At 56.4% G+C, this 15769-nt stretch carries 11 protein-coding genes; 5 read left to right on the forward strand and 6 right to left on the reverse strand.

Annotated elements, in window-relative coordinates; all coding sequences use genetic code 11:
- Positions 1 to 50 precede the first annotated feature (50 nt).
- Positions 51 to 518: a ribonuclease HI gene (rnhA, locus tag ALIPUT_RS11625; protein ID WP_004330202.1), complete on the forward strand. Its 468-nt coding sequence runs from the start codon at positions 51 to 53 to the stop codon at positions 516 to 518.
- Between the two features lie 136 nt (positions 519 to 654).
- Here the strand turns inward: rnhA and ALIPUT_RS11630 are convergent, their stop codons facing one another.
- Entirely contained in the window at positions 655 to 1167 is a 513-nt protein-coding gene (locus ALIPUT_RS11630; RefSeq protein ID WP_004330203.1) for a flavin reductase family protein, read from the reverse strand.
- A gap of 142 nt (positions 1168 to 1309) precedes the next feature.
- Here ALIPUT_RS11630 and ALIPUT_RS11635 point away from each other — a divergent pair, with 142 nt between their 5' ends.
- The 4 genes from ALIPUT_RS11635 to ALIPUT_RS11650 all read left to right on the forward strand — a co-directional run bounded on the left by ALIPUT_RS11635 (position 1310) and on the right by ALIPUT_RS11650 (position 7902).
- On the forward strand, positions 1310 to 3154 hold the full coding sequence (locus ALIPUT_RS11635; RefSeq protein WP_004330204.1) for an ABC transporter ATP-binding protein: 1845 nt from the start codon (positions 1310 to 1312) through the stop codon (positions 3152 to 3154).
- Positions 3155 to 3166: 12 nt separating this feature from the next.
- Complete coding sequence (locus ALIPUT_RS11640; protein ID WP_004330205.1) at positions 3167 to 3721, forward strand: sugar O-acetyltransferase; 555 nt, start codon at positions 3167 to 3169, stop codon at positions 3719 to 3721.
- Positions 3722 to 4016: 295 nt separating this feature from the next.
- A complete protein-coding gene (gene ileS, locus ALIPUT_RS11645) occupies positions 4017 to 7415 on the forward strand; it encodes an isoleucine--tRNA ligase (RefSeq protein ID WP_004330207.1) in 3399 nt (1132 codons plus the stop codon).
- 100 nt (positions 7416 to 7515) lie between these two features.
- Positions 7516 to 7902 (forward strand): TraR/DksA family transcriptional regulator, encoded by a 387-nt coding sequence (locus ALIPUT_RS11650; RefSeq protein WP_004330208.1) that lies wholly within the window; start codon positions 7516 to 7518, stop codon positions 7900 to 7902.
- A gap of 193 nt (positions 7903 to 8095) precedes the next feature.
- Here ALIPUT_RS11650 and ALIPUT_RS12210 read toward each other — a convergent pair whose 3' ends face one another.
- The 5 genes from ALIPUT_RS12210 to ALIPUT_RS11675 form a co-directional block, all read right to left on the reverse strand.
- Positions 8096 to 11878, reverse strand: a complete 3783-nt coding sequence (locus ALIPUT_RS12210; protein ID WP_004330209.1) for a M56 family metallopeptidase — start codon at positions 11876 to 11878, stop codon at positions 8096 to 8098.
- A gap of 4 nt (positions 11879 to 11882) precedes the next feature.
- Complete coding sequence (locus ALIPUT_RS11660) at positions 11883 to 12251, reverse strand: BlaI/MecI/CopY family transcriptional regulator (protein ID WP_004330210.1); 369 nt, start codon at positions 12249 to 12251, stop codon at positions 11883 to 11885.
- A 262-nt stretch (positions 12252 to 12513) separates the two neighbouring features.
- Entirely contained in the window at positions 12514 to 12705 is a 192-nt protein-coding gene (gene rpsU / locus ALIPUT_RS11665; RefSeq protein WP_004330212.1) for a 30S ribosomal protein S21, read from the reverse strand.
- Positions 12706 to 12742: 37 nt separating this feature from the next.
- On the reverse strand, positions 12743 to 13876 hold the full coding sequence (locus ALIPUT_RS11670) for a helix-hairpin-helix domain-containing protein (RefSeq protein WP_004330213.1): 1134 nt from the start codon (positions 13874 to 13876) through the stop codon (positions 12743 to 12745).
- 3 nt (positions 13877 to 13879) lie between these two features.
- On the reverse strand, positions 13880 to 15727 hold the full coding sequence (locus ALIPUT_RS11675) for a menaquinone biosynthesis decarboxylase (protein WP_004330214.1): 1848 nt from the start codon (positions 15725 to 15727) through the stop codon (positions 13880 to 13882).
- Between the last annotated feature and the right edge of the window lie 42 nt (positions 15728 to 15769).

Raw genomic sequence — 15769 nt, forward strand, 5'->3', positions numbered from 1 at the left:
AACTCCTCTCTCCGGCTTACAACAGCAGAGAGAGGAGTTTATACCCGACTATGCCGGAAATCACCATCTATACCGACGGCTCGGCCCTGGGCAATCCCGGTCCGGGTGGTTACGGAGCGGTCCTGATATCGGGACGGTTCCGCAAGGAGGTGTCGCAGGGTTACCGCCTGACGACCAACAACCGCATGGAGCTGCTGGCCGTCTGCGTAGCCCTCGAAATGCTGAAATTCGAAGGCAGCGACGTGACGATCTACTCCGATTCGAAATACGTGGTCGATGCCGTGGAGAAACGCTGGGTATTCGGCTGGGAGAAGAAAGGGTTCGCCGGCAAGAAGAACCCCGATCTATGGTCCCGCTTCCTGCGCTCCTACCGCCGTCACAAGGTCCGTTTCGTCTGGGTCAAGGGTCATGCCGATACGGTCGAAAACAACCGCTGCGACCAACTGGCCGTAGCCGCAGCCAACGACAGGGCGCACCTGCTGGAAGATACCGGGTATGTTCCGGGCAGTGGAGAGTAAGCCATATAAAGAGAATAAAAAGCCCCGAAACACGACGAAATGTCCCGAGACTTTTTAAAAAACTATCCGGTCACACGGCCGCCCGAACTCGGGACGGCATTGCCCTACTCACCTCCTGCTCCTATCTCTACTTAACTTACTTCCGCACGTAAGCTCGCTCGATTTCGGCAATATAGACCTCGTGATAATCGTGCTGGGGATACCATTTCGTATCGCAACTGCGATCGACGAACCCTTCGGGCCGGATTCTTCCGACATAGAGCTTGCGGCATTGCAGGATCAGGCGTGCTTCGGCCGGCGCGGGCACTCCGTCGTCCGTACAGGCGACCGTCAGTCCGGCATTGCGGATCTTATCCTCCGTACGGCCGGTACGACTGCCGCAGTATTCGAGAGCCGCACGATATTCGGGCGAGAAAAACGAGAGGGTCGCCCTCTCCTCCCGATCGACGAACTCCCGCGTATAACGCTGCGGACGTATCACGAACTGCGCCACGGGGCGTCCCCAGATGAACCCGATCAAACCCCAACTGGCGGTCATCGTATTGCAACTTTCTCTGTTCCCGGCCGTGACGAGCATCCACTCCCGGCCGATGGCCCGGATAAAATTATCGGTAATTTCAGCCGGATCGATCTGTTTGAAATTTTCCATGGTCTATTGTTCCTTTTTATGACTCTATCCTGTTACAAAAATAACATTCTTTCCCCAAAATCGGACAACCGGATTGCATATCCTGATTAAATTGCTATATTTGCCCCTACTTTACTCCGAAACAATAACCGATCCGGAATTTATGTTCAAAACATACATGCGGCTGCTGGGATTCGTCAGCCCGATCTCCAAATACGCCGTCCCCTACTTCTTTTACGCGCTGCTGTACGCCCTGTTCAACACGCTCACCTACGCCATGATCCTCCCGATCATGAACACGCTGTTCGACGACAAGAACTCCTACGTTTTCCAACCCGTTTACGACTTTCCCATGCACGGGCTCTCGTTCTCGGACATCGACGCCTCGCAGATGTTGAGCTACGTCTATACGCAACTGTTCGGGACGAATTTCACGATGTCGAAAATGCTCCTCCTGCTCGCCTGCGGTACGATCGTAATGAACCTGTTGAGCAATTTCTTCCGCTACATGAGCGCCTGGACGGTCGAAAACATGCGTGTCAGGTCGCTGCAACGCATGCGCAACGATCTGTTCAACAAAATCATGGGGATGAACGCCGGATATTTCAGCGATCAGCGCAAGGGCGATCTCATGTCGCGCATCACACAGGACGTCATGGTGGTCCAGTACTGCATCACCAATACGCTGCAAGTCGCCTTCCGCGATCCGCTGCTTATTATCGGTTACGTGATCTACATGCTCCTCGTATCGTGGCAGTTGTCCCTGTTCGCCATCCTGTTCCTGCCCGTAGTGGCGCTCATCATCGGACGGATCGTCAAAAAACTGCGCCACCCGGCCCTCAAAGGGCAGGAACGCATGGGCGACATGGTAAGCGTGCTCGACGAATCGCTTTCGGGCATCAAGGTCATCAAAAGCTACAACGCCACCGACTATATCCGCCGCAAGTTCTCCGAGTTCAACGCCGAATTTTCGCGCCTGATGCTCTCGATGGCCCGCCGCCAGCAACTAGCCTCGCCGATGAGCGAATTCCTCGGCCTGACGGCCGTCGCGGTACTGATCGTCTTCGGCGGTTCGCTCGTCATGAACGGATCGCTTTCGGCCGGCGGATTCGTCGGCTTCATCGCCGTATTCTCGCAGATCACCCGCCCCGTGCGCTCGTTCATCGACCAGTTCGCCAACATCAATCAGGGTATCGCCGCAGGCGAGCGCATCTTCGACGTGCTCGATTCCGAACCGGAAATCCAGGACAAGCCCGACGCCAAGACGTTGGACGGCCTGCACGAGAAGATCGAATTCCGCAATGTACACTTCTCCTACGACGGCAGCCGGGAGGTGATCGACGGCATCTCGTTCGACATCCGGCGAGGAGAAACAGTGGCTCTGGTCGGTCCTTCGGGCGGCGGCAAATCGACCCTCAGCGAGCTGATCCCCCGCTTCTACGACACTACGGGCGGCGACATCCTGATCGACGGGGTTTCGATCCGCGACTACACGCAGGAGAGCCTGCGTGCCCACATGAGCATCGTTGCGCAAGATACCGTGCTGTTCAACGACACCATCGAAAACAACATCGCCATGGGACGCCGGGGAGCGACGCACGAAGAGATCGTCGCTGCGGCCAAAATCGCCAACGCCCACGACTTCATCATGGAGTGTCCGTCGGGCTACGACACCAACATCGGCGACCGGGGCGCCAAACTCTCGGGCGGTCAGCGCCAGCGCCTGAGCATCGCCCGAGCCGTACTCAAGAATCCCGAAATCCTGATCCTCGACGAAGCGACTTCGGCCCTCGACACCGAGAGCGAAAAACTTGTGCAGGACGCCCTTAACTCCCTGTTGCAAGGCCGCACATCGATCGTGATCGCCCACCGCCTCTCGACCATCCACAACGCCGACAAAATCATCGTCATCGAACGGGGTCGGATCGCGGAACAGGGCACACACTCGGAGTTGATGGCCAAAAACGGCATCTACGCCAAGTTGATCGAGATGCAGAGCTTCGACTAAAAGCCGATTCCCATGACCGAAAAGGAGAAAATGCAGGCCGGGGAGTGGTTTTCCCCAAATGACGAGGAACTCGTACGCGATCGTGCCAGGGCCCGCCACCTCACCCATCGGCTCAACGTCGCGCTCAAAGACAAGGACGCGACCTATCTGGCAACGCTCCGGGAACTCTGTCCGAGGGTCGAAGCCATGATCCGCGCCCCTTTCCACTGCGATTACGGATACAATATCTCCATCGGCAAAGGGTCCTACGTCAATTTCAACTGCGTTTTTCTCGACCTCGGGCCGATTCGCCTGGGACAACGCTGCCTGATAGGTCCCGGCGTACAACTTCTGACGGCCGTGCATCCGATGAACGCTGCGGAACGGGCTACGGGCAAAGAAAAGGGAGCGGGCATCGAAATCGGCGACGACTGCTGGCTGGGCGGCGGCGTGATCGTCTGTCCGGGCGTCAAGATAGGCTGCCGCTGCGTCATCGGCGCCGGCAGCGTGGTCACGCATGACATTCCCGACGATTCGGTCGCTGCCGGCAACCCGGCCCGCGTTATCCGCACCGCAACCGACGAATAAATCCACTACTTCCAAAAATCTTTCGAGGAAATCGTGCAACGGCTTCCTCCACAACTCGTTGCCCCTCGATAAAAAACTGTTTCCGGGGATTTATTTATTCATATTTTTTCGTAACTTTGCATGTTGGTAAAATCCGCCGCCGGCTTCCCGCACGAAACAGGCGGCACACAGCGAATTCCGGCGCTGCCGAATACGACAAAGACAGGTAACAGCTCCGCATTCGGGGCTGTCCGGCGGAATCGGGCCGGATCGGATTCTGCCAGCCCATGAAAACGACGATTGAAAACAACAGGATATGAAGTTCAAAGAATATAAAGGCCTCGATCTGCCGGGGTTGGCCGCCGACGTACTGAAAGAGTGGGACGCACAGGACACGTTCCACAAAAGCATCTCCACCCGCGAGGGTCATCCCACCTTCGTCTTTTACGAAGGACCTCCCTCAGCCAACGGCACGCCGGGCATCCATCACGTCATGGCCCGCACGATCAAGGATATCTTCTGCCGTTACAAGACGCAGCAAGGTTACCTCGTTCACCGCAAGGCCGGATGGGACACGCACGGACTGCCTGTAGAGTTAGGCGTCGAAAAGAAACTCGGCATCACCAAGGAGGACATCGGGCGCACAATCTCCATAGAGGAGTACAACCGCGCCTGCCGCGAGGCGGTGATGGAGTACACGGGCCTGTGGGAAGAACTCACGCGCAAAATGGGTTATTGGGTCAATATGGACGACCCCTACATCACTTACGACAACAAATACATCGAAACCCTCTGGTGGCTTCTGAAACAGCTCTTCGACAAGGGGCTACTCTACAAAGGTTACACCATCCAGCCCTACTCGCCGGCCGCCGGCACGGGACTTTCGACCCACGAGCTGAACCAGCCGGGCTGCTACCGCGACGTGAAGGATACCACCTGCACGGCGCAGTTCAAAATCATCCGCGACGAGCGGAGCGAAAAACTCTTCGACGGAGCCGAAGGCGATCTCTACTTCCTGGCTTGGACCACCACGCCCTGGACACTGCCGTCGAATACCGCGCTGGCCGTAGGCCCCGAAATCGAATACGTGCGCGTCAAATGCCGCAATCCCTATACGGATGCCCCCCAGACTGTCATCCTGGCCAAAGAACTGCTGGGGTCGTATTTTACCCCCAAGATGGAGGGCAAGTTCGAAATCTCTCCGGTCACCTACAAGGGTCCGGACTTCGAAGGCATCCGCTACGAACAGCTCATCCCCTGGGTGAAGCCTGCGGGCGATGCGTTCCGCGTCATCCTGGGCGACTACGTGACCACCTCCGACGGTACGGGTATCGTGCATATCGCCCCGACGTTCGGTGCGGACGACGACCGCGTGGCCCGCGCCGCAGGCATCGCCCCGCTGTTTATGGTCGATAAGGCGGGCAAGAATCAGCCGATGGTCGATCGCAAGGGACGGTTCTTCCTGCTCGAAGAGCTCGACCCGACCTTCATACGCGACAACGTCGATACAGCGGCCTATTCCCAATGGGCGGGCCGTTACGTGAAAAACGCCTACGACGATTCGCTCGCCGCCGACGCGCCGACGCTCGACGTCGATCTCTCAGTGATGCTCAAGGCCGAGAACAAGGTTTTCAAGATCGAAAAGCACACCCACTCCTACCCCCACTGCTGGCGTACGGACAAACCGGTGCTCTACTACCCGCTCGACTCCTGGTTCATCCGAACTACGGCGCTGCGCGACCGGATGATCGAACTCAACAAGACGATCCGCTGGAAGCCGGAATCGACCGGAACGGGACGCTTCGGCAAGTGGCTCGAAGGTCTGGTGGACTGGAACCTCTCGCGCTCGCGCTTCTGGGGCACGCCGCTGCCGATCTGGGCTACGGAGGATTACTCGGAAATGAAGTGCATCGGCTCGGTCGAAGAGCTCGTCGCCGAAATCGAAAAATCCGTCGCGGCAAGTCTGATGAAGGAGAATCCCTACAAGAACTTCAAGCCGGGCGACCTCTCCAAAGAGAACTACTCGACCGACCGGATCGACCTGCACCGTCCTTACGTGGACAATATCGTGCTGGTTTCGTCCAAAGGCGAACCGATGCGGCGCGAACCGGATCTGATCGACGTGTGGTTCGACTCGGGCGCCATGCCTTATGCCCAGCTACACTACCCCTTCGAGCACGGCGGCGACTACTTCAAGAGCGTCTATCCGGCCGATTTCATCGCCGAAGGCGTCGATCAGACGCGCGGATGGTTCTTCACGCTGCATGCCATCGCCACGATGCTCTTCGACTCGGTGGCCTTCAAGAACATCATTTCGAACGGCCTGGTGCTCGACAAGAACGGCAACAAAATGTCCAAGCGCCTAGGTAATGCCGTGGATCCCTTCGAAATACTTTCGACCTACGGCGCCGACGCGACGCGTTGGTACATGATCTCCAACTCGCAGCCCTGGGACAACCTCAAGTTCGACCGGGACGGCGTGGACGAAGTGCGCCGCAAGTTCTTCGGCACGCTCTACAATACCTACTCGTTCTTCGCCCTCTACGCCAATGTGGACGGTTTTACGGGACAGGAGCCGGAAGTTCCGATGAGCGAACGCCCGGAGATCGACCGCTGGATCATCTCCCTGCTCAATACGCTGGTCCGGAACGTCACCGAATCGCTCGAGAATTACGATCCGACGCCGGCGGCCCGTATGATCCAGGAATTCGTATGCGAAAACCTGTCGAACTGGTACGTGCGCCTCAACCGCAAGCGGTTCTGGGGCGGCGGTCTGACACGCGACAAACTGGCAGCCTACCAGACGCTCTACACCTGTCTGGAAACCGTTTCGATGCTCTCCGCACCGTTCGCGCCGTTCATCTCCGACCGTATCTTCCGCGATCTGAACGCCGTAAGCGGTCGCCACACGGACGAGTCGGTACATCTTTCGACCTTCCCCGTCTGCGACTCCTCGCTCATCGACGGTGAATTGGAGCAGATGATGTCTATGGCCCAACAGGTTTCGTCGATGGTACTGGCCCTGCGCCGCAAGGTGAACATCAAAGTCCGCCAGCCGCTCACGAAGATACTCATTCCGGTCCTCGACGCCGACACCGCACGCCGCATCGAAGCCGTCAAGGGGCTCATTATGAGCGAAGTGAATGTCAAGGAAATAGAACTGATCGAAAATACGACGGGACTCATCACCAAGCGCATCAAGCCCAACTTCAAGACCCTCGGTCCCAAATACGGCAAACAGATGAAGCAGATCGCAGCTCTCGTAGCCGGGTTCTCACAGGATCAGATAGCCGCGATCGAAGCATCGGCGGAAACCCTGCTGGACGTGGACGGCGAAAAAATCACCGTCACCCCTGCCGATTTCGAAATCACCTCGGAAGATATGCCGGGCTGGCTCGTAGCTACGGAGGGCAAGCTGACCGTAGCCCTCGATATCACGATCACCGACGACCTGCGTGCCGAAGGTATCGCCCGCGAGTTGATCAACCGTATCCAGAACATCCGCAAGGATTCGGGCTTCGAGGTGACGGACAAAATCCGTGTGGAGATCGAACAGCAGGAGTTCGTCCTTCCCGCGCTCAAATCCTTCGCCGACTACATCGCCTCGCAGACGCTGGCTGTCGAAATCGAAGGAGTGCCTTCTCCCAGCGGCGAATTCGTCGTGGAGTCGGAGGTAGATGAGCAACCGGTCCGTATCGCGGTGACCAAAATTTGACCAAAAAAGGAGAACCTGCACGTTTCCGGCAAAAAATTTGGAAGTAACGGGAATATTGTTTAATTTAGTATAACATTATTACAAATAAAATATTGAAACTATGGCAGAAGCAGAAAAAACCCGATACAGTGACGCCGAATTGGAAGAGTTCAAACAGCTCATTCTCAAAAAACTGGAAACAGCACGTGCGGATTACGAACTCCTGCGCGCCACGATAACCCACACCGCATCGAACGATACGGAGGATACCTCGCCGACGTTCAAGGTGCTGGAGGAGGGAGCCACTACGCTCTCCAAAGAGGAGAGCGGCCGCTTGGCAGCCCATCAAATGAAATTCATCCGCAACCTCGAAATGGCACTCGTACGCATCGAGAACAAGACATACGGCATCTGCAAAACCACCGGCAAGCTGATCCCCAAGGAGCGGCTGATGAAAGTGCCTCACGCAACCGAGTGCATCGAGGCCAAAGAAGGACGGATTCACTAAAGGATTCACCCTCCGAACGAATGTTCTTTTCGTATGGTATGAAAAGAATCCGTTCGCCACGACCGGAGATAAAAATAGGAGCGTCCCCGTCAGGACGCTCCTATTTTTATAAAAAACATCCCGCAACTAAGTGCGGCTGCAGGATGCTTCCCTGACGGAACAATAACACTTATGAATTGGAACTTCTCTATATTCATTCGCCGGCCACGCCGCTCCGATTTTTTTTCGTCGTGATCTCGATCACCCCTTCCGCTCCCTTCTCGCCATAACGTTCGACCCCCTGCTCTCCTTTCAATACCGTCATCGCGTCGATTCGGGAGGGATCCAGTTGCGAAAGGCGATCGGCAGAAATTTCCTCGCCATCCAATACTATTAAACCGACCTGCTTCAGAGAACGACCGTTATCAACAACTGAAACCGAATCCGAATCCGCTCCGGTCGTATAGGTCAACGTAACGGTTTCCTCCAAAGGCTGCGCCGACGTGGCAATCGATTTAGACACGGAAATCGACTTTGACACAGAAGTGCGCCCCGAGGAGGCGCCGGAAGGCTCCCTGACAACTGTCATCTTATTAGGCGTTTTGCCCGACGCATTCGACGAATAAACCGCCAAAGTCGTACGTTCTCCGGATTCATTCGTCGTAAACTCGATCACACCGTCCCGCGCCCGCTCGCCATAACGGTCCAGCAATTCGAACCCGGGTTGCAGAATCCGAACCCACAGAACCTTCCCCGCATCGATCGACTTCAAATAGTCATCATCGACCTGCCGGCCGTTGATCAACACAAGCGGTCGGGCTCCATTGAGCGGACGGATCGTAAATCCGTTTCCCGTATCCTTGATCCGATAAAGACCGGGACCTTCCTGGAAAGAGTTTCCACGCTCGAAACTACACTCCAGACGGTCGAACTGCCGGGCACCTTCAGTCGTCGTCACATAAACCACGCCATCCGCCGCCGCCTCGCCGTAACGTCCGACAGCCCATTCGTCCTTCAAGACCGACATCGATTCGATTTCCGCTTCATTCAAAGCCTTTACCTCGGCAGCTGCGACCCTTCTGCCATCGAGCAGGAAGAGCATCGAACTCAAATCGTGACCGGAAACCACGAACGAATCGTTCGGTGCAGCAACTTCGGAAATCCGCACCTTGCCCTGCCCGTCCACCGGAGTATTACCGGTCTGAACCGTACCGAACGACGGTCCCTCCGGTACGGATGCGACGACAGATTCACCTGCACCGGACTTCCGGGCCTCTTTTTCGGCCTGTTTCGCAGCATCACGAGTCGTCACAAGAATCGCTCCGACACGGGCGGCATCCCCGTAACGCTCGACTAATGCCGGGTCACGGAATACATCCTCCCAGGAAAAAATCTGTATGGTTTCGATCTTGCGGGCAGGAATCTTCTCCAGATCGGTGATGGACCCCACACGCCCGTCCACAGCTACCAACGGCAACATTCCGGGACGTACTCCCTGCACGTTCCGCAATTTCAATCCGCTCACCTTATAGGTATTTTTACCATCCACCGATCGGAAACTACCCTTCAGATAACGCATCGGATTGTTGTATTTATCATAAACGGTCACCTCGAAATCATCCTCACGCGAAGCCGTTTTGGAAACGACCTCGATCACCCCGTTCCGGGCCGATACGCCGTATCTGGCGACCGTCGCTTCGTCCGGCTCGGTTACGATCCGAACGGTTTCTATCTCGTGAACGATACCGGGAGTAGTAAAAAGATAGATATTCGACACCTTGCCATTCCACAGTACCAATGGCCGGAATTCGAACGGCATCGAATGGCTAAACTCGATCCGCCGCACCCGGTAAGTATCGGGCACACCCGTCGGTTCAAAATCGCCCGTAATATAGTGATACAAATCGGAAGGCTTCTGTTTCTCTTCGATTGTCACACGTTCCGACTCCGGACGACTCGTATAGACGATCGCACCGTAACGACCCCGATCGCCGTAGCGTCTGCGTGCCTCGCCGGAGGTCATTTGGGTAGCCGTGGCGATACTCGACGGGGATATCGCGCCCAACTGTCTGTAATCAATCTCCTCACCGTCAAGCAGATACAAGCCCTCGTCCGACAGATCAATCCAAAAAGGAATGAGGGCAGCCCCATCGCTCACCTCGACAGTCACCCACTCTTCCGCACCATCGACCGATTTATACCCGAGTCGTTCGAGTTTCCCGGCATCAGCAGTCAGCAACTTGGCAAACTCCTCTTTCATGTACGCATCGCGGCGGGCGACAAACTGTTCGGGCAACTCATCCCCTTCCCACACCAGATAAAGCTCCAAATCCTCCGGATCCCACAAGGACGGATCGGCCGGACTCCAAGACTCCGTATAAGGATAGGTCTGAACCCTAATCGACAACACTCCGTTCGCCGCCCGCGTACCGTATCCCTTCAGTGCCTCCGGCCCTTTGACCATCCAAGCACCAATCATCTTCTGTTCCGGCAACCCCAAATAGGTATCCAGCGTTTCAGCCGACAATTCCTCGCCCCCGTCCATTATCAGAGGCGGATGTTCCGGATCGAAGCGAAAATCTGCCGGATCGCCATAAACCGCATACACTACCGGTTCATCGGATACGGGCAGGTGGGTCAGAGCAAGCGACTCTTTCAAATGAAATTCCAAGGCAATGTCCGTCCCCATCGGAATTCCGAAGCGGCTACCGACTGATTTTACTTTCTGATCCGTCTCCCCTCCGACAAGGTAACAAACGATCGGCTTCTCCGTAACGATCGTAAAGCGGCCCTCCGCATCGGTCACAACCCGCCGGCCGCCGCTGCAAATAAACTCATAACCGGCCCAAGGCTTATCGTCCCGGCCAAATACGCGTCCGGTAAAGGTGTGCGCCCCCGATTCTGCCGTTTGCTTTTCGAGAGCGGTACGCTCGAGATTAGCGAGCAATTCGGCCATGGAGCCTTCGACCGGTGGCATTCCCCCTTCCGGTGTACCGACTGTGAGGCCGTCCGCACCAGCAGGAAGAGGCATTTCACCGTTTCCGGAATTTTTCGTAGTTTTGTCCTCCGGAAGAACATAGGAGGTCTGTGCGAAAGCGCCGAGCGCCAGGCACGCAAGCGGCAGGACATAGAGCGCCTTGGCCCTGGCCCACCTCGATGATCTTTTACGCAACATCATGGTAATTCGGTTTTTAAGGTTACTATGATTAAGGCTGTTGGCAATTGAGTACCACCTCCCGCCAACGGCCTTTTTTATCAACAGCATCTGATAATCTTTCGCATCGACCCCGCAGCGGAGCACCTGCTCGTCGGCCTCGTACTCGTGCACAGCACGCAGTTCCACACGCAACAGCCACATCGCGGGGTTGAACCACTGCAAACACCCCAGCAAATCGACCAGCAGCAGGTCCCACGAATGGCCCAACCGCTGATGCGCCTGTTCATGCACGAGGATCGTCCCTCCGCCGCAGGCATAATCCTCCTCGGACATCACCACGTATCTCATCCAACTGAACGGAGCTCGAATCCGGTCCGACAACACCAAAACGCTCCCGTTTCCAAGCGGTATGCGCTGGCCGCGGCGCGTCATTCGCACAACCCGCACGATGTTGCATACGGTCCATCCCAACGTCGCAAACATCCCTGCAAAATAGATGATTCCGAGCAAAACGCCCCAGTCGAACGGTTCGGGAGCAGGCTCCGGCTCCTCTATTATCATCAGGTCCCGGGTATCGTCGGGGATTCGGTTTTCGAATACCATGTCCCGCCGGAAATAATTTTCCGGAATCACGTCGATCCCGGCGGCGGATACCCCGGGCAACTCCTTCTCGACGGTAATTACACACAAAGGCAGCAAAAACGACAGCAGCAACACTCCGCACAACAACACCCTGTTCATCCGATGCAGCGTATCGCGGCTCAACAACAACTTGTAAAACAGGTAGAAGACCGCCAGGCATCCCGCAGCCTTCAGACTGTAAAGCAGAAAGGTCGGCATAGGACTATCGTTTTTCGGTTTGACTTTCAATTTGCCGGATCAGGTCGCGCAGATCGTCCACGGAGATTTTCTCTTCCCGTACGAGCGACGAAACCACCCCGAGGTAGGAATTGTCGAAATACTTGCTCACCACGCCCTTCAGCGTCTTGCGGCTGAACTCCTCCTCGCTGACGAGCGGATAATACTGGTAGGTGCCGCCATAGGCCTTGTGTCCGACGTACCCTTTCGCCTCGAGGCCACGCACCATCGTCGATAACGTATTGAAATGAGGTTTCGGTTCGGGCCAGAGCGCAACCAGTTCGCGCACGAATAACGGGCCCCGCGTCCAGAAACAACGCATCAGCTCCTCTTCTCTGGGTGTCAGCTTTTCCATAGTCGATGTCGGTTAAAGTCGAACGAAACAGGACCTGCACAAACGGCAGCACAGCTCCGCATTGCCGGCTCCTGCACAAAAATCTTCTGAAACAAAGATAACTAAAAAAATTTCACATACAACTATTTTTTATAGTTTTCAAACTAAAAAATTTAGTTTTGCAGGAAAAACAGAGAGCAACCCGCTGTAAAACAACAAAAAAATAATAGACAAGATAAAAAATTCTTGTCTATTATCAGGATTAAGATATGGAAAAATCTTCCTATTCCTCGTCGCGGTGCAGCTTCTCTACGTAAATGGCATGCTGCATGGCGATACGCTTCGCAACCGAAGGTTTGGTGAAATACTGGCGACGACGAAGCTCCTTCAGAACACCCGTACGCTCGTATTTACGTTTGAATTTCTTGAGGGCCTTCTCGATGTTCTCGCCCTCTTTTACCGGCATGATAATCATAATTCGTTGCTTTTTTTATTGTTTTTTACTCTAATTTCTAATGGATCGTGTCTTGTATCGGGGCGGGACTCCATCCGGACGACGCCGACTCCCCGTTCGGTATGTCTTTCGAGGCTTCTCGTACCGTAAACCGAAGATACGGGGCCAATCGCTCGGCCTCACGCGGGGTTAATATGTGCTCTTCAACCAACTCTTCGACGGTACTCCAACCTCCTTTCAATTGTCTTTTACTAAATAACTTCCTAAATACGGCGGGCGGCAAATAAGGATGCCCCTTGAGCGTACTCGGAGGTGCAAAGTTAATATCAATTTTTCGAATTTTGAAACTATCGCAGTAAATTTGTTTCACGATCCGCTCGAAATTGGACTCCGTGACCTGCGGAACCTCGGCCAACTGATCCACGCTGTAAAATCCGCCGAGCCGCTCCCTGTATCGAATAATGGCCATGACGCTCTTCTCACCGATCCCGACTACCGAGCGTAAGGTCGCCGAATCGGCCCCGTTGAGCTCGATCAATCCGGAGCGAACGGGCTCCGGTTTCGGAAAAATTACATAGGGGAGCAAAAGATCGGCCACCGAATCAGCGATCATATAGCAAGCCCGAAAACCCGCTTCGTCCCGAAGACCTTCGTAAAGATCCCGATAACGGACAATGGCCTCGGCCTGACGGACGGAAAAACCGAGCGACGCGAGATAGGATGCGGACACCGTATCGATCCTGAATCGTTCGCGGGGCACGATCCTCCTCGGCTCCTGCGGGACATACTCCCGATATTCCCGACGCGGAGAAGGTGTCAGCGCATACTCGCGTCCGATCCGAATATAGGGTTCCAGAATAAAATAGACCGAATCGGTCATGCCGTAGCAGGTAGCCACATCCTCGGGGATCCGAAACACTTTGCCCGCTGCGCGGTACTTCAGCAGGCTGACCGCCATGCGGGACGAGAGTCCCAGCCGCCGCAGATCGGCATACTCCACCGTATTGGGATCGAACTCGAACAGCCTCACGGAGTCCGCCGCAACCGTCGCTTCCATCTCTGCCTCCACCCGGTCGGCGGATACCGCGCTCTTCCGCCGTTCGGCCAGGAGCAGCCCGGCAACGAACACTCCCGCCAGCAGGAGAAACACCACGAGCGCCCGGCGCTCACGCGTCTGGAAAAGTCCGACCATCCTCTACCACGCAGCTTTGTCGGACAACAACAACGCCCGGTAACGGTCGGAAGGCGACTCGAGCCGCTCACCCAAACCATACTCCGCCCAACGTTCGTCCACCTTCCGAACGACCTCGGGCAGCGAAGTCACCACATTGGGAAAACGCGAAGGGTTGCCCGCAATTCCGGGCCGCTTGCTCCGGGCATCCACGCACAGCACACCGTCGCGGCACTCCACATCCCGCCGGGGATCGGTATTGGCTGCGGCGAGCCACAGCAGCTCGTCCGGGCGCATCGTCCGGGCGTGTCCGTCGAAAAGAACGGCATAGCGAATCCCTCGGCACGGATTTCGGGCAAGGAAAGCGGCCAGATCCGGCTTCTGTTCCACCGCATCATCGGCAAAGAGCAGCAAGGCTCCCCACTTCCCGGCAAGTCCGTCCGCGACCTCGACCAGACCGGGTGTCAGCTCGAACCGCTCCGGCACCCGAACGGCCTCCGCCGGAGCGGACGGATCGATCTCCGTCAGGTCGAACGCCAGTTTACCGCCGAACCCGGATGTCACAGTCGCATGGTCGAGTACGTCGTAAACTCCCTCGCTTACAATCAAATCGCGCGGGAACTCGGCCCGGCGCAACAAGGCGGCCAACCGGTCCGGATCATGCACGTCGCAATCCTCGCCCGTAATGACGAGGTATTTATTGAACATCATCTGCCCGGCCCCCCAGAGTCCCTGCGCTACTTTATGGGCTTGTCCCCGGTAGCGTCTGTCGATCGACACTACGGCCAAATTGTGCGCCGTACCGAAAACAGGCATCGTCAGCTCCTTCACTTCAGGCTGTACGGCCAGCCGGATCGGAGCCAGGAAAATTTTCTCGGTGGCCTTGGCGATATAGGCGTCCTCCTGCGGAGGAATGCCCACCAGCGTCGCAGGATAAACGGCATCGCGCCGCCGCGTGACGGCCGTCACATGGAAGCGGGGATATTCATCGGTCAGCGAGTAAAAACCCGTATGGTCGCCGAAAGGCCCTTCCACCGTCTTCGGCTCCGACGGATCGACATACCCTTCGATCACGAAATCGCAGTCGGCCGGCACATAAATATCGTTGGTGATACATTTCACCAGTTTCACCGGGCGCCGGCGCAGGAACCCCGCCAGCAGGTATTCGTCCATGTTGTCCGGCATCGGAGCCGTCGCAGCATACGTATAAGCCGGATCGCCGCCCAACGCTACCGACACGGGCATCCGCCGCCCGGCACGCCTGTAACCTTCGTAATGACGGGCTCCGGTCTTGTGCAGGTGCCAGTGCATGCCCGTCGTGCGGGCGTCGAACAGTTGCAGCCGGTACATGCCCACGTTGCGGATTCCCGTTTCGGGATCGAGGGTATGCACCAGCGGCAGCGTCACGAAGCGTCCGCCGTCGCACGGCCAGCACTTGAGCACCGGCAGCGCATCGAGCGACGCCTCCTCCCCCTGCAGCACGACCTGCTGACATTCGCCCCGCGACGACGAGGTACGCGGCAGCCAGCGCGACATCTCGGCCAGCAAAGGCAACATCCGCAGTTTATCCAGGAGCGAATTTTTCGGCGTGACGGCCTGCTGCAACAAATCATCGAGCCGTCGCGTCAGTTCGTCGAGCGACTCCACGCCGAGCGCCATCGCCATCCGACGATCGGAACCCATCATATTGGTCAGCACGGGAAACGGCGTCCCCGTCTGCTCGAACAACAGCGCCTTGCCGCCGTCCGGCTGCTTGGACATGCGGTCGGTAATCTCGGCGATCTCATACACCGGATCCACCGGCACGCTCACGCGCTGCAATTCGCCTTCCCGCTCCAGGCGGGCGATAAATTCACTCAGGTTGCGATACATAAATCCCTACATTGATTCTGCCCCGAAGTTTTCGAGGCATAC

This window comes from Alistipes putredinis DSM 17216 (genome assembly GCF_000154465.1).
Classification (GTDB): domain Bacteria; phylum Bacteroidota; class Bacteroidia; order Bacteroidales; family Rikenellaceae; genus Alistipes; species Alistipes putredinis.

Bases quoted from the DNA above. Each gene is read 5' to 3' on its own strand.
- rnhA (WP_004330202.1), top strand. From the start codon at position 51: ATGCCGGAAATCACCATCTATACCGACGGCTCGGCCCTGGGCAATCCC.
- ALIPUT_RS11630 (WP_004330203.1), bottom strand. From the start codon at position 1,167: ATGGAAAATTTCAAACAGATCGATCCGGCTGAAATTACCGATAATTTT.
- ALIPUT_RS11635 (WP_004330204.1), top strand. From the start codon at position 1,310: ATGTTCAAAACATACATGCGGCTGCTGGGATTCGTCAGCCCGATCTCC.
- ALIPUT_RS11640 (WP_004330205.1), top strand. From the start codon at position 3,167: ATGACCGAAAAGGAGAAAATGCAGGCCGGGGAGTGGTTTTCCCCAAAT.
- ileS (WP_004330207.1), top strand. From the start codon at position 4,017: ATGAAGTTCAAAGAATATAAAGGCCTCGATCTGCCGGGGTTGGCCGCC.
- ALIPUT_RS11650 (WP_004330208.1), top strand. From the start codon at position 7,516: ATGGCAGAAGCAGAAAAAACCCGATACAGTGACGCCGAATTGGAAGAG.
- ALIPUT_RS12210 (WP_004330209.1), bottom strand. From the start codon at position 11,878: ATGCCGACCTTTCTGCTTTACAGTCTGAAGGCTGCGGGATGCCTGGCG.
- ALIPUT_RS11660 (WP_004330210.1), bottom strand. From the start codon at position 12,251: ATGGAAAAGCTGACACCCAGAGAAGAGGAGCTGATGCGTTGTTTCTGG.
- rpsU (WP_004330212.1), bottom strand. From the start codon at position 12,705: ATGATTATCATGCCGGTAAAAGAGGGCGAGAACATCGAGAAGGCCCTC.
- ALIPUT_RS11670 (WP_004330213.1), bottom strand. From the start codon at position 13,876: ATGGTCGGACTTTTCCAGACGCGTGAGCGCCGGGCGCTCGTGGTGTTT.
- ALIPUT_RS11675 (WP_004330214.1), bottom strand. From the start codon at position 15,727: ATGTATCGCAACCTGAGTGAATTTATCGCCCGCCTGGAGCGGGAAGGC.